Genomic DNA, 19,606 nt, shown 5'->3' on the forward strand with positions numbered 1-19,606 from the left:
GAGATCAAGATCAAGATCAAGATCTACAGCAAGAGCGGCTCGCTTCGCATCGTGGTTACCGTTGTGGATACCTATGCGCCTACAGCGGTCTGTCAGTCAGCTTGGTTGTAGCTGAGCTACGGCCATCGGGGGCAAGTCCCCTCCCGCATTTGCCTTGCTGCGTTGCAGCTGGCTCGCCACCAGGGTGTTCTTCAGCAGGTAGGCAATCGTCATTGGCCCCACACCGCCGGGCACTGGCGTGATCGCGCTGGCCACGGTGCGTGCGCTGGCGTAATCCACATCCCCCACCAGCCGCGTGCCGGTCTCGGTGGTGATGCGGTTGATCCCCACATCAATGACCACTGCGCCGGGCTTGAGCCAACTGGCATCGATCAACTGCGGCCGGCCTACGGCGGCGACGACGATGTCGGCCAAACGGCACAACGCCGGTGCATCGACGCTGCGCGAGTGCACCACGCTGACCGAGCAGTTGGCCTGCAGTAGTAGGGTTGCCATGGGTTTGCCGACGATGTTCGAACGGCCAATCACCACCGCGTGCAGGCCGCTCAAGTCGCCGCAGGTTTCGTGCAGCAGGCGCATGCAGCCGCTGGGCGTGCAGGGCGTGAGCACGTCGATGCCTTGCACCAGGCCGCCGACGTTTTCGCGGTGGAAGCCATCCACATCCTTGATCGGGTCAATCGCGTGGATCACTGCCGCCTCGTCGATATGCGCCGGCAGCGGCAACTGCACCAGGATGCCGTTGACCGACGTGTCGGCATTCAACTGGGCAAGCAGGTCCAGCACCTGCGCCTGGCTGGCATCCTCCGGCAGCCGGTATTCCAGGGAGCGAATCCCGACTTCCTTGGCCCGCAGCAGCTTATTACGCACGTAGACATGGCTGGCCGGGTCATCGCCCACCAGCAATACCGCCAGGGCCGGGTAGATTTGCTGCGAGGCTAGCAGCAGGACCTCTTCGCGAACCTCGTCGAGCACCTGGGCAGAGATGGCCTTGCCGTCGATATCGCGGGCAAGCGTGGGGAGAGAGCTGGTCAAAAGCGTCACCGTTGTCTGGGGAAATAAGGCGCTGAGGGATAAGAATCCCTCAGCCATAGGCAGGCCAGAAGGCTCAGGCTACCAGTTGATGGCAGGCATACACCACCAGCACACCGGCGACCAGCGTGGCATAGGGCAGCCAGCCGGCGCGGCGTTGGCCGTCATCGGCCTGGATATACAGGTCAGTGAGCATGGCGGCGGGGAAGCGGCCCTTGTCCTGCACATAGTGGCGGTAGCAGAACACCGGCAGGATCAGCAGCGCCAGCAGCAAACCGGTGACCAGCGTGCCTGCGCCCCAGATGTCCGCGCCCAGGCCCATGCAGGCCAGGTTGACGAAACTCAGCACGCCGCCGGCCGCCAGCAAAACGGTGGGGGCTTTGTACGGGCGGACCCAGTCGGGGCGGTCCAGGCGGTGGATCCAGCCGGCATTGAGGTTGAGGAAGTTGAAGATGATGTAGCTGACGTTGGACGCCGCAAGCACGAACACATAGTCCGACATCAGCAACAGCAGCAGGTTGAACGACAGGTCAGTCCACATCGCCGCCGTCGGCGCGCCGTGTTCATTGGTGCGTCCCAGGTATTTGGGCAACCAGCCATCCACCGACGCCTGATACAGGGTGCGCGACGAGCCGGACATCGAGGTCATGATCGCCAGCAACGTCGCCAGCACCAGCATGATCAACACGATATTGGCCACCACCTTGCCGCCGCCGATGCTGTCGGCCAACACCTGGCCGACGCCCATGCCGCTGTAGATCGCGGGCGAGAGCAGGCCGCTGTACACCGCGGGCGTGACGACTGCGCCGCTGGCATCGAGCACCGCTGGCGTCACCAGTTGGCCCAGCCCGAGGCTGCCTTGAAACGCCAGCGGCACCAGGGTGAACACCAGGATGCACAGCAGGCCGGCGTAGAAGATCGCCTTGAAGGTGTCGCGCTTGGGGTCCTTGAACTCACGGGTGTAGCACACCGCCGTTTCAAAGCCGTAGGTGGACCACGCCGCCATGAACAGCCCGCCGGCCATCAGCGACCAGCCGGAAATATCCCACGGGCCATCGATGACTTGCCCGGCCGCGTCATGGGCCAAGGGATACAGCGGCAGGAAGTTGGCCTGGGTCGCATCCCCAGTGAACAACGGCACCACGCCCACCAGCAGCAGCGGAATCAACGAGGTGACGCCGAGCACCAGGGTCAGGCGCGCCGACCGCAGGATGCCGCCGTGCTGCACGGCAAACACCGTGAGCAGGATCAGCAGGCCAATGCCGAATGTCGCGTTGATACGCAACGACAGGCCGCTCTTGACCCAGCTCAGGTCCAACAGCGTCAGTTGCCAGGTGTTGATCAGTGCATCAGCGGGAAACAGCGCGGTGAGGATATACCCCGCCGCCAACCCTGAACCAATGGACAGCACCGGTGACCAGGCCAGCCAGTTGCACCACACCGACACCGGTGCGATCAGCTTGCTGTAGCGCACCCAGGCCACCGCGCCGTACACCGAGGCGCCGCCGGATTTGTGCGGGAACAGCCCCGCGATCTCGGCGTAGGTGAAGGCCTGGATAAACCCGAACAGGATCGACACGATCCACACGATCCACGCCGGTTTGCCCACCGTGGCGGCAATCGCGCCGATGGAGAACAACACCAGCGCGGGCACGCCACTGGCGACCCAGAATGCCCCGCGCCAATCGATCTTGCGGTGCAGGCTGCCCACCGAGCCGGCAGCCTGCGGTACAGCCTCGAACGTCGTCGCTTCCATCTTCGTATTCCCATGTCTGAATAGCGGTTAGGTTGGGGCAGTCAAAATGCGGTGGCACACCCGTTTCGGGACGATCAGCTACGCACCCGGCTTTTGTCCGGGTCGTAGAAAATCGCTGCGCTGACCGTGGCGCTGATGCGCTTCTGCAGGCCATCGACTTTGCCAATCTCCAGTTCAGTGCCGGGCTCGGCGCAGCTCACGTCGACCCGGCACAGCGCGATATTGCTGGCCAGCAGCGGTGAGCGGCAGGCACTGGTGATCACTCCGACCTGGGCCCGGCCCTGGTACACCGGGTCGCCATGGTGGGCGGTCTCGTTGCCGCTCAGGTGCAGGCCGACCAGCTTGTGGCTGGGATGGGCGCTACGCCGCAGCAAGGCATCACGACCGATAAAGTCATCGGTCTTGCTCTTGAGCGGCACGCTGAAACCGATACCGGCCTCGAACGGATCGGTCTGGTCGCTGAACTCGTACCCGGCGAAAATCAGCCCGGCTTCGATGCGCAGCAGGTCCAGGGCTTCCAGGCCCAGGGGCACCAGGCCCAAGGGTTGGCCGAGTTGCCAGATGCGGTCCCAGATCCGTTCGGCGTCTTCGGGCTGGCACCACACCTCAAAGCCCAGTTCGCCGGTGTAGCCGGTGCGCGAAATCATCAACGGGCAGCCGTCGAAACCGTCCAGCCGACCGACCAGGAAGCGAAACCAGCCGAGGGTTTCCACACTCGGTTGCGTGGGCGGGGTCCAGACCATCTGCTTGAGCAGCTCGCGACTCAGCGGCCCTTGCACCGCCAGGTTGTGAATCTGCTCGCTGGCGGACTTGACCCACACCTTCATGCCCAGTTTCTGTGCCTGTTCGCGCAACCACACGCCGGCGTAGTCTTCGCCGCAGATCCAGCGGAAGTTGTCCGGGCCCAGGCGCAGCAGGGTGCCGTCGTCGAGCATGCCGCCGTGTGCGTGGCACATCGCCGAATACACCACCTGGCCCACCGCCAGCGCCGTACATCGCGGGTCAGGCAGTACTGCAACAGGGCTTCGGCGTCGGGGCCGATGATTTCGAATTTGCGCAGGGCGGTCAGGTCCATCACCGCCACCCGTTCGCGGCAACCGAGGTATTCCTCGGTGGCGCCATAGCCGTCGTAGCGCAGCGGCAGCCACCAGTTGCGGTAGTCAGTGAAGCTGCCGGTGAGGGCGCTGGTGCGTGAGTGGAACGCGGACTCACGGGTGAGGATCGGGTCGGCATCCGCCGTGGTTCGAGTGCTCATGGCGATGGAAAAACGCTCCTTCTCGCTATAGATGCGGACATGGATATCGGTCGGGTTCCAGCCATTGGCCGGGTCAATGTCATCCGGGCACGAGGTACTGCCACACAGCAGGTCGGTCATGGCCCGCAGCAGCACATAATCGCCGGGCCGCGACCAGGGCTCATCCAGGGTCATCTGCTGGTGCGCATCGATACCGGTGTTGAAGAAAAAATTGATCGCCGGCCAGCCGTTGCGCGCCTGCACGCCATGGGGCGCAAGGACGCGGCTGAGGTTGTCGCTGCAGTTGTCGTGCCCGAAATAGCCATGGGTTTCGTAGTAGCGCGCAGCGCAGGCCAGGGCGAATGAATCGTGGCGCCCGACGGTGTCTTGCACCACGTCCAGCATCGGTTGCAGATGGCGGTCGAAAAACTTCGAGAACAGCCCCGGTGCCGGGTAGGCGCTGCCGTTCAGGGTGCGCGTGACGGTCTGGTCCAGGTCTAGCTCCACACCGCGATCCAGGGCACGCCGGTCGAGGGCAACGAAGTCCGAACACTGGCGACCCGCGACGTCCAGCACTTGGATGTACTGCCCCTTGGCGACGGTGTAGCTGCGGGCCGTGCCTGCGCGCAGGGTGAATTCGTCGAGTACATCGCCCAACGGCTCGGGCAGGGCGGGCACCAGCAGCGGCGACGGGTTGGCCCGCGTCACTATCAGACGCAGCTCGCTGGGCCGGTATTGGCGGTCGACGGCGGTGGCCTCGGCGGGGGCGGCGACAATCACCAGCAGCGCGTCCTCGGCGACAAACTGCCGGCTGTGGCCGGGCGGGGTGTCGGCGTCCCAGAGCGAGGCCGCCAGCGGCAATGCCTGTGCGTCGATGCCGCGCCGCTGGAGCGCCTGGCCGATACGCCCTGGCACGCTGCAAGCCGTTGACCCGCTAAGGCCCCAGCTCGCCAGGGCGCTGCGACCGCCGACGTCGAGGGCCAGCAGCGCGCAGGTTTGCCGGCCTTCGACGTCGATCACGTGCAGGCCGTCGCCGGGCTGCAAGTCGACCAGGGTTACGCCGCCGGCGGCCACGCGGTAGCGTTCCAGGTTCGGCGCGCGGGCAAACAGCCCGGGCTCTCGGGGATGGGAAACACGCGGTGCATTCATCATCAGCCGACCGACTTGATGGGCGTCGTGGGCTCACCCAGGTACGCCGCCATCGAGTCATCCAGGGCCTGCAACCACGGCGTGTGGTGCGGCGGCGACTGGGTGCCGGTCATCAGCGAGCGATAGGACTTGTCGCGATAGCCCATGATGTTTTCCGCCTTGTCGTGCTTCCAGTGCAGAAAGGTGTCGTTGACCGCGGCGATGTCGAAATTCGGGTAGTCGGTGGCGTCCACCAGTTGCTGGATATAGGCGCCCTGGTACTCGAACATCTGCTGGTTGGTTTCCAGGGTCTGTTCCCGTGCGTGCCATTGCTGGCTGTCGGCGACCATGTCGGCGTGGTTGGGCAGTTGAATGCGCCCGAGGATCACATCGCGGGCATACCAGGCCTGGGCGTCGAACATGTTGAAGGAGTACCACTGGTCCTGCATGCCGAGGTAGATCAGGCGGGGGTTGGGTTCCCAGAACACGCCCTTGTAGAGGTTCATCGGCCACAGGCGGTTGTCGGTCTTGAGGCTCAGTGCGTCCGGCAGGAACGGGAAGTGGTGCTTGTAGCCGGTGCACAGGATCACCGCGTCGATGTGCTTGCTGCTGCCATCGACAAAGTACGCGCGGTTGTTTTCCAGGCGCTGGAGCAGCGGTTTTTCTTCCCAGTTTTCCGGCCAGGCATAGCCCATGGGCGCACTGCGGTAGCAACTGGTGATGCTGCGCGCGCCGTATTTGTAGCATTGCGAGCCGATGTCCTCGGCCGAATAGCTGCTGCCGACGATCAGCAGGTCCTTGTCCTTGAACTCCAGCGCCTCGCGAAAATCGTGGGCATGCAGGATGCGTCCGGCGAACTGTTCGAAGCCGTCGAAGTACGGCACCTTGGGCGTAGAGAAGTGGCCGCAGGCGTTGATCACGTAGTCGAATTCTTCACAGGTCAAGGTGTCGCTGGTGTAGTCGTGGGCGTAGAGGGTGAAGCGCTGGCTCTGTTCGTCGAAGGTGACTTGGCGCACCACATTGTTGAAGCGGATGTAGTCGCGCACGCCGGCCTTTTCCACGCGGCCCTTGATGTAGTCCCACAGCACTTCACGCGGCGGGTAGGAGGCGATGGGCCGGCCGAAATGTTCTTCGAAGGTGTAGTCGGCGAACTCCAGGCATTCCTTGGGGCCGTTGGACCACAGGTAGCGGTACATGCTGCCATGCACCGGCTCGCCGTTCTCGTCGAGGCCGGTGCGCCAGGTGTAGTTCCACATGCCGCCCCAGTCCTGCTGTTTTTCGAAACACACCAGGTCCGGGATGGCGGCACCTTTGTCGCGGGCCGACTGGAACGCGCGAAGTTGCGCCAGGCCACACGGGCCGGCGCCGATGATTGCAACACGTAGGGTCATGAGCGTGCCTCCTGAAGGCTTCAGCGAAAGATCACTGTCTTGTCCTGGTTGATGAACACCCGGTGTTCCAGGTGGTATTTCAGGGCTTTGGAAAGGGCCACAGTTTCGGTGTCACGGCCGATGGCGACCAGCGAGTCGGGCAGGTGGGTATGGTCAACGCGCTGGATTTCCTGCTCGATGATCGGGCCCTCATCCAGGTCGCTGGTGACGTAGTGGGCGGTGGCGCCGATCAGTTTGACGCCACGGTCATAGGCCTGGTGGTAGGGCTTGGCGCCCTTGAAACCGGGCAGGAACGAGTGGTGGATATTGATCGCCCGGCCCGAGAGTTGCTGGCACAGGCCGTCGGACAGGATCTGCATGTAGCGCGCGAGCACCACCAAGTCGGTCTGGGTGTCTTCGACGATGCGCATCAGCTCGGCTTCCTGGCTGGCCTTGGTGTCCTGGGTGATCGGCAGGTAGATGAAGCGGATACCTTCGCGCTCGGCCATCGCCCGCAGGTCCAGGTGGTTGGAGACCACGGCGGTGATGTGCATGTCCATCTCGCCCTTGCGGTGGCGGTAGAGCAGGTCGGTGAGGCAGTGGTCGAACTTGCTGACCATCAGCAGCACGCGGGTCGGTTGGCGTGAGCTGAACAACTGCCAGTGCATGTCGAAGCCACCGGCGAGGTCGCCGAGGCCCTCGCGCAGGGCGCCGATGTCGCCGCTCACGCCGGTGTTGAAACGGAATACCGCGCGCATGAAAAACTGCCCGGTGAACTCATCGTCGAACTGCGCCAGTTCGCTGATGTAGCACTGCTGTTGGGCCAGGCAAGCGCTGATCGCGGCGACAATCCCGGACGCCGCCGGGCAGGTGATCTTGAGGATGTAATGTTCGCGGGAGGCGTCCATCGAAGGCTCCTGAATTCAGTGAAGGAAGGTTCAGCCCTTGGCCGTGCGCTTGGTCTTTTGCGGGTCGTCGAAGGGCAGGGCGTGGGTGCTGGCGCTGGCCTCAAGGCTGCCGCGAACCTGCAAGGCAATACCGGGTTCGGAACAGGCGACGCCCATGCGCGCGATGGCCATCGAGCGTTTGCTCAGGCGCGAATACATGCCGCAGGTGATCACGCCGACTTGCTGGTTGCCCTGCCACACGGTGTCGCCGGCCTCGGCGGCGCGGGCGTCCTCAAGCAGCACGCCGGTGATCTTGAAGCGCTCCTGGCCGCGCAGGCGCAGGTGTTCTTCGGCGCCACGGAAGGCGTGCTTGCCAGGGGAAACGGTGAAGTCCAGGCCCATTTCCCAGAGGGTGTCGCCGGCCTTCTGGTCGGCGAAGGGGTACATCTGCGAGTTGTCGTAGGGGAAAAACATCAGCGAGCTTTCCACCCGCAGCCAGTCCAGGGCGGTGAAGGCGCAGGGGATGATCCCCAGGCTCGCCCCTTGTTCGAGGATGCTGTCCCACAGGAACGGCGCATCGGCGGCCTTGCAGAAAATCTCATAGCCACGTTCGCCGGTGTAGCCGGTGCGGGAGATCATCACCGGGCGGTCGAACAGGCGGGTTTGCAGGTGGTGGAAGTACGCCAGTTGGCGGATGCCGGGCACGTGTTCGGCGAGGAAATCCACCGCCAGCGGGCCTTGCAGCGACAGGTCGTGCAGGTCGTCATCGAACAGCACCGCCACTTGCCGGCCCTGGGCCGAGCGCACGAGCATTTCATGCCCGGTGCCGGCGCCATGCACCACCATGAACGCGTTGGGGCCGGTGCGGTAGACGATGCAGTCATCGACGAATTTGCCATCCTCATCGAGCATCGAGGCATACACCGATTTGCCGGGGTAAAGCTTGGCGATGTCGCGGGTGGTGGCCCACTGCAACAGGCTCTCGGCGTGGGGGCCCACGTAATGGACTTTTTTCAGGCCGGACACGTCCATCAGCCCGGCGCGGGTACGGATCGCCTGATGGTGGTCGGCGAGGTCACTGCTGTAGGTCCAGGCAGTGCCCATGCCGTTCCAGTCTTCGAGGTTCGAGCCGAGGGCGCGGTGCCGTTCGGCCAATGCAGAAATACGCCATGAGTGGGTCATGTGAGGTTCCTTGTCGTAGAAGAAGGGGCGTCAGGCCTGTGGGTCGAACTGGCTCAGCCACTCGACCAGGGTGTGGCGGTAGCGGGTCATGCCCTTGTAGTCGGCGATGGGGTCGGGCAGGTCGCGCAGCACACGGTGCAGGCGACAGCCCCAGCCAGGTTGCGTGACCAACTCGTCCAGGCTGATCAGGTAGGTACGGATGCTGAACATCACCGCGTGGCTGCGCGGCAGGCGCGCCATCACTTGCAGCTCGACGCGCAGGTGCACCTGTTGCCCGACGTTTTGCGCGGTGATCTGGCCGCGATCGGCGCCCCATTCATGGAAGGTTTCCGGCGACGAATCCAGGCGCGGGTTGATGGTCAGGGTCCAGTTCGGGCGCCGCACGGGCTGGCCGACCTGCAGGTTGAGCAGGTACTTCAGCGCCCGTTCGAACACGCCCATCTGATGGGCCATGGGCACCGGTGCGTGCCATTGCTTGAAACTCATGCCGGCGTCGAACGCCAGCGACCAGTCGGCCGGGCTGGTGACCAGGCCGGCGTCCATGTACAGGTCGCCGTCGCGCTGGTCGAGCAGGGCGAAATCCCCCTGCACCTGACGGCCGATGTACTCCAGCGGCGCGCAGGGCAGGCTGGCGGCATCGCCGAAGATGAAGGCCTGGTCGATGTCCAGCAGGTGGTTGCGCCACTGCCAGCGCTCGCCGTTGCGCGTCAGGCTGAACCACTGCGGGTAGTCGGCGGTCAGGTGTTCCATGATCATTTGCAGCGCATCCCAGGCCGCCACTTGCATGTGGGGCATCACCAGGTAGCGGCGCGGGTCCTTGTCCAGCACCAGGGCGCGCTCGGCCATTTCCGAGCGGTAGTGCTCGTCGATGTCGAAGGCGTGCTCATAGATCGAGCCGGGGTCGCGGGAGAGGGCCGGTTCGATATTCACCGAGTACAGGTAGCTGTCCTCGATAAAGGGAAAGGGAAAACGCCGGATCGCCGCCGGGCTGTTGCGAAAACTGAAATCGTCGCGATAGCTCAGCACTGGGCTTGATTGAATCGGCATGGCATTCACTCCTAGAGGTCCAGCGAAACGCAGGGGCCGCTGCCGCGCGAGACGCAGGGCATCAGAAAGTCGGCCTGCTCGGCCGGGCTGAGGAAGCTGTCACGGTGTTCGATGGCGCCGCCGGTGTGGCGCGTGATGCACTGGCCGCAGACCCCGCCACGGCACAGGTTGGGCACTTGCAGGCCGGCCTGCTCCAGGGCTTCGAGCAGGCTTTGCTCGGCCTCGACCCGCAGGCGCCGGCCGCTGCGCAACAGGTGCAGGTCGAATGGCATGCCGGGTTGTGCGCCTTTGAACGCTTCCGAATGCACACGCTTGAGCGGCCAGCCGAGGCGTGTGGCATGTTGCTCAACCGCCTCGAGCAAGGGCTGCGGACCACAGGTGTAGATGTGGCTGCCCAGCGGTCGGTTGCCGAGGATCCGGTCTAGGTCCGGGCGCCGATCGTAGGTGTGCAGGCGCGGGCCGAGGCGCTCTTGTAACTCGTCGAGATAGGCGTCGCTGAGGCCCGGACGGAACAGGTAATGCAGTTCGAAGTCGGCCTGCTGTTGTTCCATCGCGGCGATATAGGCCATGAACGGCGTGATACCGATCCCGGCGGCAATGAGGATATGCAGGCGTGCGGTGCCATGGGGCGCGAACAGATTGGCCGGCGGTGAAATCTGCAAGGTGTCGCCGACCTGCACCTGCTTGTGCAGGTACTGCGAGCCACCGCGCGAGGCGTCTTGCAGGCGCACGGCGATGCGGTAGTGCTGGGGGTGCGCCGGGTCGCTGGTGAGTGAGTAGGCGTTGCGCAGCGTGCCTTCGGCCAGCGGCAGGTGCACCTGCACATGGCTGCCGGGCGAGAAGCCGGGCAGGCTGCCCGTGGCGGGCGTCAGGGTGAATTCGCGCACCACCGGCGTGAGCATGCGTGCTGCGCTGACCTGGACCTTGAGGGCCGCGCTCATGGCTGGAACCCCGCATAGGGCTGGTCGGGGTTGATGCACACGCCGAGATACGCCCCCAGGCGCCGGGAAAAATGCGTGCGCACCTCCAGCCCGACGTGGCAGCCGATGCAGTTCAACAGCGGCGCCGGCCCGGCCGCCTGGGTCAGGCCGCAGTGCGCGCAATACACCTGGCGCAGGCCGGGGGTGGTGCAGGTCATGTCGATTTCGTGGTCTTCCAGGCCGCGACGCGGGCCTCGCCGTGTACACGCCAGATAAAGGCTTCGTCGCCCAGCAGGTAGAGCCGGCAACCCACGGTGGCGCTGGCCAGTGCCTGTTGCAGGCGTCGCGCAAAGTCAGGGTGTTCGCCGTTCAACAGCACGGGCATGTGCAGTTCGCTGATGAACGCTGCGCTGGCGGCGGCTGATTGCATCACCACGATGGGGCGGCTGCGGGTAGGCGTCATGCGGGCTCTCCACGGTGCGTTTTTGTTTCCTGTTGGGAGAGATACTTTCCTATGGGGAAAATCTTCTCAATCTGGAAAAAGGGCTATGCCTTTGGAGATAAGCCTTGCGCGCCGGCCATTCGGGGCATGGAAGTTGCTGGGTCTTTTGACCACGCAGAGCAACCGGACGGGGAGTTATCAAAGAGTGCTGACACGACCAAAAGGCTGGCCGCTCTGGTTGGGGCCTGTACGCCCCGAACAGGCGCGCAGTGTGCGCAGGTTGTTGGCCGGGTTGCCCTTGCACGCTGACGGTGCCTTGTCGGGTTTCCTGGACCGTTTCGACGCACTGCTGCCGCCTGCCAGGCTTAACCTGATCCTCGGCGGCGAAGACCTGGGCCCGACGCGGCGCGGGTGGGTCGACGGTTGCCAGGAGGTCGCGCGTTGCCCCTGGCGCGACGCCAGCGTGACGGACGCTCCCCAAGCCTGCGGACCGTGCCGGCAACGGGGCGTGCACCGTCTGGTGTGCGCCTTGCCCGAGGGTGAAAAGGGCGCATTGCTGCTCGACACCCCCCGGCGGGCCGGTGCCAGTTGGCGCCAGTTACTCGAAGAGGCGGCGCAGGCGGTAGGCGTGAGCGTGCGCCTGCGCAGTCAAAACCGCGAGCAGCAGCGCAAACAGGCGACCTCCCGCCACGGCGCCCTGGCCCGCGAGCTGCACGATTCGGTGGCGCAGCAGTTGGGCTACCTGTCGTTCCAGGCCCATGGCTTGCAGTCGCAGTTGGGCGAGCCGGCCCTGCAGGACCTGTGCAGCGGCCTGAGCCAGCTGCAACGCCAGGTGCGCGAGCTGATCACCAGTGCGCGCCTGACCATGGACGGGCGCTCGCTGCGCCAGGCCCTGGCCGACTCGGTCGCGGAGTTCTCGCGGCGCTGCATCATTGTCTTCGAACTCGACAACCGCCTGGCCGACGATGCCCTGAGCCCGGAAACCGAATTGCAGATCCTGCAGATCATTCGCGAAGCCCTGGCCAACGCGGTGCGGCATTCCCACGCGCGCCATGTGCGCATCGAACTGCGCCAGGCCCAGGACGGCGACGCCTCGGTGTCGGTGGAAGACGATGGCATCGGCTTGATCCCGGCTTGCGACGAGCACAACCATTTCGGCCTGGCGATTATCCGCGAGCGCGCCGCCAGCATCGGCGCACGGCTGAGCATAGAAGCGATCCGCCCGCACGGGGTGCGTGTGCACCTTGGCCTGCGTCGCCACCACGATCTGCCACAGGGGAGTCTCGATGGACTGCACGACCTTATTACTGATCGATGATCACCCGTTGTTTCGCAAGGGCCTGGCGCAGTTGTTCGATGCCAGCGGCGACTTCGAAGTGGTGGGGCAGGCAGCCAGCGGCCGCGAGGGCATCAACCTGGCCGTGAGCCTGACGCCGCAACAGGTGCTGCTGGATTTGCACATGCCTGGCCTGAGTGGTTTGCAGGTGCTGGATGAACTGCGCCAGTTGCGCCTGGATTGCCAGGTGGTGGTGCTCACTGCCTCCATGGACCGCGCCGAGTTGCTCACGGCCTTGCGCCTGGGCGCCAGCGGTTATGTGCTCAAGGAAACCGAGCCGGATGCGTTGCTGGCGTATATGCGCAACTGTCACAAGGGCGCGATCGTGCTGGACTCGACCCTGATCGCCCTGCTCGCCGACCAGGCCGAGCCCACGCAAGCGTGTGAGGCTGCGGGCAGCGAAAACCTCACCGAGCGCGAAGGCCAGACCCTGGCGCTGATCGCCGCCGGCATGAGCAACAAACAGATCGGCCGCGAACTGGGGATCAGCGACGGCACGGTGAAAATCTACGTGCGCAGCCTGTTGCAGAAGCTCGGCCTGCATTCGCGCCTGGAGCTGGCGGCCTGGGTGCACAGCGGCGCCTTGATGAAACACGAGGAGCGCCACTAGATGAGGGACAGCCCCGAAGCGTTTGTGCCGCCGCCAATGGACTTGATGGATTGCTTTCCCGCCGCCTTATTGCAACTGCGCGACAACGGCCAGATCGCCCACTTCAACCTGGCCTGGGCCGAGCTGATGGGCCCGCCGGGCGCGGAGCGTAACCTGATGGACTACGTGCACCAGGAAGACCGCCCGCTATGGCGCCAGGCCCTGAACGAACTGCGCCGCCGCCCCGACACCTCATTCAACCAGCGCCTGCGCTTTGTGCACCCCAGCGGCGAATTGCGCTGGTTCGAGATCAGCCTCAAGCGCGGCCCCCAAGGTTTCTACCTGGTGGCCGGCGATGTCACCGCCCACAAGCGCCGCGAAATCGCCTGGCAGGCCAGCCAGCGCAGCAGCATGAGCTTGCTCGACAGCATGCCGGGCCTGATCTATCGCGGCCGCAACAACCGCGACTGGACCATGGAATTCGTCAGCGCCGGTTGCCTGCAACTCACCGGCTACCCCGCCGAGCGGTTGGTGGACAACCATGAGTTCACCTACAACAGCCTGATCCTGGCGCAGGACGCCGACTACGTGTGGCGCGAGGTGCAATACGCGTTGTCACGGCAGGAGCCGTTCGAGCTCAATTACCGGATTCGCTGCGCCGACCGGTCGATCAAGCACGTGTGGGAGAAGGGCGTGGGGATTTATGCGGATACCCGCGAGGTGCTGGGGATTGAGGGGGCGATTTTCGAGCGCAAGCTTTAGCCGGTGAACGCGCTTCAAAATGTGGGAGGTCCTGCTAATAGCACTGTCGCACAGCAAACTGGCCCCCTGTGGCGAGCGGGCTTGCCCTGCGTTGGGCTGCGCAGCAGCCCCAAAACCAGCCTCTGCGGAATATCTGATACACCGCATTCGTCCTTTATTGGGGGCGCTTCGCACCCCAACGCGGGGCAAGCCCGCTCGCCACAAAATGCGGGTATTTAAGACCTTAATAATCAATAGTTTATTTTATGTTTGAGGGGCTCAATGCGCCCCAGCCGCCTTGTTCAAATCACTCTCCGCCCACTCGGTATACACACACGCATCCGCCGTCGCCCAGCGCACACGCACCGGGTCGCCGGCCTTGAGCGGCATGCCCGCAGCGGACAGTGCCTTGACCGTCATCGACGTGCCGCCCAGGGTGCGCACGGTGCAGGTCTGGCTCTCGCCGAGAAACAACACTTCCCCGACGATGGCCGACACTTCATTCCAGCCCGCCGCCAACGGCTGCTCGGCGGCTTGTTCGACGCTCAGCGCCAGGGCTTTTTCCGGGCGTACCATCAGCAGCACGTCCTGTTCGGTGCGCAACCCGCTGGTCAGGCGGATCGACAGCGACTGGCCTTCGAACGATGCCACTGCGTTGCCTTGGGCCTTGAGCTTGAGGAAGTTGGAGTTGCCGAGGAACGAGGCGACAAACGCATTTGGCGGGTTCTGGTACAGGTCGAAACCGCTGCCCAGGCCGACAATCTTGCCGTGGCTGAAAATCGCGATGCGCTGGGACAGGCGCATGGCTTCTTCCTGGTCGTGGGTCACGTAGACGATGGTGATGCCCAGGCGCCGGTGCAGTTGGCGCAGTTCGTCTTGCAGGTCTTCACGCAGCTTCTTGTCGAGGGCGCCGAGGGGTTCGTCCATCAGCAGGATGCGTGGCTCGTACACCAGCGCGCGGGCGATGGCGACCCGTTGCTGCTGGCCGCCGGACAGTTGCGAAGGGCGGCGATGGGCGAACTGTTCCAACTGCACCAGCTTGAGCATGGCGTCGACGCGCTTTTCGCGTTCGGCGCTGGCCAGTTTGCGGATCGCCAGGGGGAAGGCGATGTTGTCGCGTACCGACAAATGCGGGAACAGCGAGTAGCGCTGGAACACCATGCCGATGTCGCGCTTGTGCGGCGGCACGTTGACCAGGGATTGGCCGCTGACCAGGATCTCGCCGCTGCTCGGCGTTTCGAAACCGGCGAGCATCGACAGGGTGGTGCTTTTGCCCGAGCCGCTGGAACCGAGGAACGTGAGGAACTCGCCGTCCTTGATGTCCAGCGAGATGTTGTCCACGGCGGCAAATTCGCCGTAGAACTTGTTCAGGTTGCGCAGGCTGACCAGGGGTTGCCCGGTGTGTTGCGTAGCATCGTTGATCACGGCACTCATGTTGTTCTCCTGGGCTCAAAGCCGGGTTTCAGTGCGGCGGCGAAGGGCGGTGGCGATCACCATCACCAGTACCGAGAGGCCGATCAGCAGCGTCGAGGCGACGGCGATCACAGGCGTCAGGTCCTGGCGCAGGGTGGTCCACATTTTTACGGGAAGGGTTTGCAGGGTCGGGCTGGCCATCATGACGCTGAGCACCACTTCGTCCCACGAGACCAGGAAGGCGAACAGCGCACCGGCCACCATCCCAGGGCGAATCGCCGGGAACGTCACCTTGAGCACGGCCTGCAAGCGCGAGGCGCCGCAGATCACCGCCGCGTCTTCAATCGACTGGTCGAACAGCTTCAGCGAGTTGATGATCGAGATGATGGTGAACGGCAGCGCCACGATCACATGGCTGACCACAAAGGCGAACATCGTGCCGGTGTAGCCCAGCTTGAGAAACAGCGCGTACACCGCCACGGCGATGATCACCAGCGGCACGATCATCGGCAGCGTGAACAGGCCGTAAAGCAACTCGCGGCCGGGGAAGCGTCCGCGCACCAGGGCAAACGCGGTGGGCAGGCCCAGGGCGACGGCGAACACGGTGGTCAGCACGGCCACCTTGAGGCTGGCCATGGCCGCGTTCATCCAGTCGGGGTTGGAGAAGAACTGGCCGTACCATTTCAGCGTCCAGCCCGGCGGCGGGAACACCAGCCATTGCGACGAGCCGAACGACAGCAGCACGATAAACACGATCGGCAACAGCAGGAACAGGCCGATCACGCCGGTGGTGGTGTAGAGGCCCAAACGCATCCTGCGGCTCATGGCATTGGGGGTCAGGAGCATGACGGCTTACCTCGCGTTGCTGGCGCCAACCGGGGATTCCGGCTGAAGCTTCAGGTAGAAGTAGAACAACACCAGCGTGATGAAGATCAGCAACGCGGCGCCGGCACTGGCCAGGCCCCAATTGAGGAACGACTGCACCTGCTGAATGATGAACTCGGGCAGCATCATGTTCTGCGCACCGCCGAGCAGCGCCGGGGTGACGTAATAACCAAGGGACATCACGAACACCATCAACCCGCCGGAGAACAACCCCGGCCGGCACAGCGGCAGGAAGACGCGGAAGAAGTTGGTCCACGGGCTGGCCCCGCAGATCGAGCCGGCCTGCAGGATCATCGGGTCGATGGCCTGCATGGTCGCCTGCAACGGCAGCACGATGAACGGGATCATGATGTAGCTCATGCCGATCACCACGCCGGTGAGGTTATGCACCATCTCCAACGGTTGATCGATGATGCCCATGGCCATCAACGCCTTGTTGATTACCCCGGAGGCTTGCAGCAGCACCAGCCAGGAATAGGTGCGGGCCAGCAGGCTGGTCCACATCGACAGCAGCACGATGCTCAGCATCCAGCGCCCCCAACCACGCGGCACCAGGGTGATCGCCCAGGCCAGTGGAAAGCCCAGTAGCAGGCTGAACAAGGTCACCAGTCCCGCCACCGAAAAGGTGTTGAGCAACACCCGGGCATAGGCCGAGTTGGCGAACAGCTGTTCATAGTTGCCCAGGCCTGGCACCGGCTCCAGCACGCCGCGCAGCAGCAGGCCGATCAGCGGGGCCAGGAAGAACAGGCCGAGAAACAGCAGGGCCGGGATCAGGTTGCTCGATCCCCGCCAGCGCTGTGCCAGGGACGGCGAGGGTGTCTTGGCCGGTACCGCACCGGCAGCGCCGAGGGCGCTCCCGGTCGGTGTGGTTGCCGTCATTTTCATTTGACTAGCCATTCATTCCACCGTGTCGCAATGGCCGGGCCGTTCTTGGCCCAGTAGGCGAAATCGAGGGTGATCTGGTCCTTGGCATACGCCGTCGGCAGGTTGGGTGCGAGGACGGAATCCAGGCGCTGCACGCTGTCGATGTTCACCGGCGCATAGGCGGTCAGGTTGGAAAAATCCGCCTGGCCCTTGGCGCTGCTGGCGTTGGCCAGGAATTTCATGGCGGCGGCTTTGTTTTTACTGCCTTTTGGCACGACGAGGATGTCGGCCATGACCAGGTTCTGCTTCCAGCTCACGCCGACCGGTGCACCGTCTTCCTGGAGGGCGTGAATGCGGCCGTTCCAGAACTGGCCCATGCTGACTTCGCCGGAGGCCAGCAGTTGTTGCGACTGCGCGCCGCCGCCCCACCAGACGATGTCTTTCTTGATGGTGTCGAGTTTCTTGAAGGCACGGTCCAGGTCCAGAGGATAGAGCTTGTCGGCGGGTACACCGTCGGCCAGCAGCGCCAGTTCGAGCACGCCAGGGCTTGGCCATTTGTAGAGGGCGCGTTTGCCGGGGTAGGTCTTGGTGTCGAACAGCGCGGTCCAGTCCTGGGGCTTGCCGGCGCCGAGCTTGCCTTCGTTGTAGCCGAGCACGAAGGAGAAGAAGAACGAACCGACGCCGTGGTCGGAGACGAAGCGCGGGTCGATCTTGTCGCGCTGGATCACCGAGAAGTCCAGCGGTTCGAGCAGGCCTTCGGCGGCGGCGCGCAAGGCGAAGTCGGCCTCCACATCCACCACGTCCCATTGCACGTTGCCGCTCTCGACCATGGCTTTGAGTTTGCCGTAGTCGGTGGGGCCATCCTGCACGACGGTGATACCGCTGGCCTTGCTGAACGGGTCAGCCCACGCCTGCTTCTGCGCATCCTGGGTGCTACCGCCCCAGCTCACGAAATTGACGCTTTCGGCCGCCATGGCCGCGTGAGTGGCCGTGGCCAACAAGCCCGCAACCAGCACTGCGGTGACACGTTTGTTCAACACCATTTTCACGCCCTCATTTGTTTTGTTATTGAGCGGGCTTGGTAATGCCCGCCTATCGGGAGCAGTAGGTCTATCGGGGCCTTTAATCGAGACCCCAAAAGGCGACCGTGCCAAGGGCTGTTGTGGGTGCTTTCCCTGGCGGGTGCACTTGGCGAAAGCGTTCGGTCTATGGAATATCATATTATGGTATTCCAAACTTTGTGCAAGCATTTTGCCTTACCGGTTATCCGTCATTCGGTAAAGGGAATGCTCTCGACCACCTCCAGGTCGTAACCGGTCAGCCCGGCGTATTTGAGGGGCGGGCCGAGGTGACGCAGCTTGCCGACGCCGAGGTCCTGCAAGATCTGCGCCCCGGTGCCCACTTCAGAATAGATGCGCGACTGCGAACGGTTGAACTGGCGCGGCGCCTGGGTCAGTTGCGGCACGCGTTCCAGCAGCGCCTGGGACGACTCATGGTTAGCCAGCACCACCACCACGCCGCTGCCTTCAGCGGCGACACGTTGCAAGGCAGCCCACAGCGTCCAGTTTGACGGGCCGCTGTAGTCGGCACCGACCAGGTCGCGCAGCGGGTCGATCACATGCACGCGCACCAGTGCAGGTGTATCGCGGTGCAACTGGCCCATGACCATCGCCATGTGCACGCCGCCGTCGATACGGTCTTCAAAGGTGATCAGGCGGAAGGTGCCGTGCACCGTGGGCAGGTCGCGCTCACCGATGCGCACTACAGTGCGTTCGGTGCTGAGGCGGTAGTGGATCAGGTCGGCGATGGTGCCGATCTTGATGCCATGTTTGCGTGCGAAGACTTCCAGCTCCGGACGGCGGGCCATGGTGCCGTCGTCGTTCATCACTTCGACGATCACCGAAGCCGGCGCGTGCCCGGCCAGGCGCGCCAGGTCGCAACCGGCTTCGGTATGCCCGGCGCGAGTCAGCACGCCGCCATCCTTGGCGCGCAACGGGAAGATATGCCCCGGCTGCACGATGTCGGCCGGGCCGGCATTGATGTCCACGGCCGCTGCCACGGTGCGTGCGCGGTCGGCGGCGGAGATGCCGGTGGTCACGCCCGTGGCAGCCTCGATGGACACGGTAAACGCGGTGCTGAACACGCTGCCATTGCTCGGCACCATTTGCTCAAGGCCCAGGCGCTGGCAGTGCTCGTCGGTGAGTGTCAGGCAGATCAGGCCACGGGCTTCACGGGCCATGAAGCTGATAGTCTCGGCGGTGCAGCAGGCGGCGGGCAGCAACAGGTCACCCTCGTTTTCCCGGTCTTCGTCGTCCACCAGGAGCACCATCTTGCCTTGGCGGTAGTCTTCGATGATGTCTGCAATGCTGTTGAAGGGCATGTAAAGTGCTCGACTTGTTGGTTGTATGTATTATGGTATACCACAAAATCTCAACAAGAGGATGTCCCGATGAAGGCTTATTGGATTGCCCATGTGGATGTGTCTGATGCAGAGCAGTACACGCAATACACCCAGCGTGCGCCGGCGGCGTTTGCGAAGTTCGGCGGGCGGTTTCTGGCCAGGGGCGGGCGCAGTGAAGCGCTGGAAGGCGGGCCGGCACGGCAGCGTAATGTGGTGATCGAGTTTGATCGCTACGAGCAGGCGGTGGCGTGTTATGAGTCTGCCGAGTATCAGCAGGCGAAGGGGCACCGTGAGGGGGCGGGGGTGGCGCAGATCATTATTGTGGAAGGCTTGGCACCGTAGATATATCAGGCCAGACCTGGTCCAAATGTGGGAGGGGGCT

General features: G+C 64.0%; 18 protein-coding genes and 1 pseudogene. 4 read left to right on the plus strand and 15 right to left on the minus strand.

Features of this window, described 5'->3' with window-relative positions; all coding sequences use genetic code 11:
* Positions 1-96: 96 nt before the first annotated feature.
* The 10 genes and pseudogenes from folD to IQK56_RS31325 all read right to left on the minus strand — a co-directional run bounded on the left by folD (position 97) and on the right by IQK56_RS31325 (position 11,016).
* A complete protein-coding gene (folD, locus tag IQK56_RS29200; RefSeq protein WP_193863777.1) occupies positions 97-1,089 on the minus strand; it encodes a bifunctional methylenetetrahydrofolate dehydrogenase/methenyltetrahydrofolate cyclohydrolase FolD in 993 nt (330 codons plus the stop codon).
* 16 nt (positions 1,090-1,105) lie between these two features.
* Positions 1,106-2,785 carry an APC family permease gene (locus IQK56_RS29205; RefSeq protein ID WP_193863778.1) on the minus strand — a complete coding sequence of 560 codons (1,680 nt, stop codon included), beginning with the start codon at positions 2,783-2,785 and terminating at the stop codon, positions 1,106-1,108.
* Between the two features lie 74 nt (positions 2,786-2,859).
* Positions 2,860-5,168 (minus strand): annotated as a pseudogene (locus tag IQK56_RS29210) (trimethylamine N-oxide demethylase).
* A gap of 2 nt (positions 5,169-5,170) precedes the next feature.
* Positions 5,171-6,538 carry an NAD(P)-binding domain-containing protein gene (locus IQK56_RS29215; RefSeq protein WP_150676885.1) on the minus strand — a complete coding sequence of 456 codons (1,368 nt, stop codon included), beginning with the start codon at positions 6,536-6,538 and terminating at the stop codon, positions 5,171-5,173.
* 20 nt (positions 6,539-6,558) lie between these two features.
* Positions 6,559-7,425, minus strand: coding sequence for a formyltetrahydrofolate deformylase (purU, locus tag IQK56_RS29220; RefSeq protein ID WP_150676884.1), 867 nt, complete (start codon positions 7,423-7,425; stop codon positions 6,559-6,561).
* A gap of 30 nt (positions 7,426-7,455) precedes the next feature.
* Positions 7,456-8,586, minus strand: a complete 1,131-nt coding sequence (locus tag IQK56_RS29225) for an aminomethyl transferase family protein (protein WP_193863970.1) — start codon at positions 8,584-8,586, stop codon at positions 7,456-7,458.
* Between the two features lie 30 nt (positions 8,587-8,616).
* Entirely contained in the window at positions 8,617-9,633 is a 1,017-nt protein-coding gene (locus tag IQK56_RS29230; RefSeq protein WP_193863969.1) for a heme-dependent oxidative N-demethylase family protein, read from the minus strand.
* 11 nt (positions 9,634-9,644) lie between these two features.
* On the minus strand, positions 9,645-10,574 hold the full coding sequence (locus IQK56_RS29235; RefSeq protein ID WP_193863968.1) for a PDR/VanB family oxidoreductase: 930 nt from the start codon (positions 10,572-10,574) through the stop codon (positions 9,645-9,647).
* Positions 10,571-10,861: a dimethylamine monooxygenase subunit DmmA family protein gene (locus tag IQK56_RS31320; RefSeq protein ID WP_279649500.1), complete on the minus strand. Its 291-nt coding sequence runs from the start codon at positions 10,859-10,861 to the stop codon at positions 10,571-10,573. The genes IQK56_RS29235 and IQK56_RS31320 overlap by 4 nt, the downstream gene beginning before the upstream one ends.
* Positions 10,768-11,016, minus strand: coding sequence for a hypothetical protein (locus IQK56_RS31325; RefSeq protein ID WP_246500309.1), 249 nt, complete (start codon positions 11,014-11,016; stop codon positions 10,768-10,770). The genes IQK56_RS31320 and IQK56_RS31325 overlap by 94 nt, the downstream gene beginning before the upstream one ends.
* 250 nt (positions 11,017-11,266) lie before the next feature.
* Here IQK56_RS31325 and IQK56_RS29245 point away from each other — a divergent pair, with 250 nt between their 5' ends.
* From IQK56_RS29245 to IQK56_RS29255, 3 genes are read left to right on the plus strand one after another with little or no spacing between them, the layout of a single operon-like run.
* Complete coding sequence (locus IQK56_RS29245; protein ID WP_193863971.1) at positions 11,267-12,313, plus strand: ATP-binding protein; 1,047 nt, start codon at positions 11,267-11,269, stop codon at positions 12,311-12,313.
* Complete coding sequence (locus tag IQK56_RS29250; RefSeq protein WP_131698771.1) at positions 12,282-12,941, plus strand: response regulator; 660 nt, start codon at positions 12,282-12,284, stop codon at positions 12,939-12,941. The genes IQK56_RS29245 and IQK56_RS29250 overlap by 32 nt, the downstream gene beginning before the upstream one ends.
* Complete coding sequence (locus tag IQK56_RS29255) at positions 12,942-13,682, plus strand: PAS domain-containing protein (protein WP_150676879.1); 741 nt, start codon at positions 12,942-12,944, stop codon at positions 13,680-13,682. It begins immediately after the preceding gene.
* A 258-nt stretch (positions 13,683-13,940) separates the two neighbouring features.
* Here IQK56_RS29255 and IQK56_RS29260 read toward each other — a convergent pair whose 3' ends face one another.
* From IQK56_RS29260 to ribBA, 5 genes are all read right to left on the minus strand, one after another.
* On the minus strand, positions 13,941-15,095 hold the full coding sequence (locus tag IQK56_RS29260; RefSeq protein ID WP_193863967.1) for an ABC transporter ATP-binding protein: 1,155 nt from the start codon (positions 15,093-15,095) through the stop codon (positions 13,941-13,943).
* A gap of 15 nt (positions 15,096-15,110) precedes the next feature.
* The gene (locus IQK56_RS29265; protein WP_193863966.1) at positions 15,111-15,920 is read right to left on the minus strand and encodes an ABC transporter permease; all 810 of its coding nucleotides are present in this window, start codon (positions 15,918-15,920) and stop codon (positions 15,111-15,113) included.
* Positions 15,921-15,926: 6 nt separating this feature from the next.
* The gene (locus tag IQK56_RS29270) at positions 15,927-16,844 is read right to left on the minus strand and encodes an ABC transporter permease (protein ID WP_099584566.1); all 918 of its coding nucleotides are present in this window, start codon (positions 16,842-16,844) and stop codon (positions 15,927-15,929) included.
* Positions 16,841-17,866, minus strand: coding sequence for an ABC transporter substrate-binding protein (locus tag IQK56_RS29275; RefSeq protein WP_122308017.1), 1,026 nt, complete (start codon positions 17,864-17,866; stop codon positions 16,841-16,843). Before IQK56_RS29275 ends, IQK56_RS29270 begins: the two co-directional genes overlap by 4 nt.
* A gap of 227 nt (positions 17,867-18,093) precedes the next feature.
* A complete protein-coding gene (gene ribBA, locus IQK56_RS29280; RefSeq protein ID WP_193863965.1) occupies positions 18,094-19,203 on the minus strand; it encodes a bifunctional 3,4-dihydroxy-2-butanone-4-phosphate synthase/GTP cyclohydrolase II in 1,110 nt (369 codons plus the stop codon).
* Between the two features lie 69 nt (positions 19,204-19,272).
* Here ribBA and IQK56_RS29285 point away from each other — a divergent pair, with 69 nt between their 5' ends.
* A complete protein-coding gene (locus tag IQK56_RS29285; protein ID WP_193863964.1) occupies positions 19,273-19,566 on the plus strand; it encodes a DUF1330 domain-containing protein in 294 nt (97 codons plus the stop codon).
* The last annotated feature ends 40 nt before the right edge of the window (positions 19,567-19,606 follow it).

The sequence above is a fragment of the Pseudomonas cyclaminis genome, from assembly GCF_015163715.1.
GTDB classification, from domain to species: Bacteria; Pseudomonadota; Gammaproteobacteria; order Pseudomonadales; family Pseudomonadaceae; genus Aquipseudomonas; species Aquipseudomonas cyclaminis.

What these genes read in the sequence shown, in the direction of transcription:
- IQK56_RS29225 (WP_193863970.1), bottom strand. Translation starts at nt 8,586, where the DNA reads ATGACCCACTCATGGCGTATTTCTGCATTGGCCGAACGGCACCGCGCC.
- IQK56_RS29265 (WP_193863966.1), bottom strand. Translation starts at nt 15,920, where the DNA reads ATGCTCCTGACCCCCAATGCCATGAGCCGCAGGATGCGTTTGGGCCTC.
- purU (WP_150676884.1), bottom strand. Translation starts at nt 7,425, where the DNA reads ATGGACGCCTCCCGCGAACATTACATCCTCAAGATCACCTGCCCGGCG.
- IQK56_RS29235 (WP_193863968.1), bottom strand. Translation starts at nt 10,574, where the DNA reads ATGAGCGCGGCCCTCAAGGTCCAGGTCAGCGCAGCACGCATGCTCACG.
- IQK56_RS29270 (WP_099584566.1), bottom strand. Translation starts at nt 16,844, where the DNA reads ATGAAAATGACGGCAACCACACCGACCGGGAGCGCCCTCGGCGCTGCC.
- IQK56_RS29215 (WP_150676885.1), bottom strand. Translation starts at nt 6,538, where the DNA reads ATGACCCTACGTGTTGCAATCATCGGCGCCGGCCCGTGTGGCCTGGCG.
- IQK56_RS29255 (WP_150676879.1), top strand. Translation starts at nt 12,942, where the DNA reads ATGAGGGACAGCCCCGAAGCGTTTGTGCCGCCGCCAATGGACTTGATG.
- IQK56_RS29260 (WP_193863967.1), bottom strand. Translation starts at nt 15,095, where the DNA reads ATGAGTGCCGTGATCAACGATGCTACGCAACACACCGGGCAACCCCTG.
- IQK56_RS29205 (WP_193863778.1), bottom strand. Translation starts at nt 2,785, where the DNA reads ATGGAAGCGACGACGTTCGAGGCTGTACCGCAGGCTGCCGGCTCGGTG.
- IQK56_RS29230 (WP_193863969.1), bottom strand. Translation starts at nt 9,633, where the DNA reads ATGCCGATTCAATCAAGCCCAGTGCTGAGCTATCGCGACGATTTCAGT.
- IQK56_RS29250 (WP_131698771.1), top strand. Translation starts at nt 12,282, where the DNA reads ATGGACTGCACGACCTTATTACTGATCGATGATCACCCGTTGTTTCGC.
- IQK56_RS29285 (WP_193863964.1), top strand. Translation starts at nt 19,273, where the DNA reads ATGAAGGCTTATTGGATTGCCCATGTGGATGTGTCTGATGCAGAGCAG.
- ribBA (WP_193863965.1), bottom strand. Translation starts at nt 19,203, where the DNA reads ATGCCCTTCAACAGCATTGCAGACATCATCGAAGACTACCGCCAAGGC.
- IQK56_RS29275 (WP_122308017.1), bottom strand. Translation starts at nt 17,866, where the DNA reads ATGGTGTTGAACAAACGTGTCACCGCAGTGCTGGTTGCGGGCTTGTTG.
- IQK56_RS31325 (WP_246500309.1), bottom strand. Translation starts at nt 11,016, where the DNA reads ATGACGCCTACCCGCAGCCGCCCCATCGTGGTGATGCAATCAGCCGCC.
- folD (WP_193863777.1), bottom strand. Translation starts at nt 1,089, where the DNA reads ATGGCTGAGGGATTCTTATCCCTCAGCGCCTTATTTCCCCAGACAACG.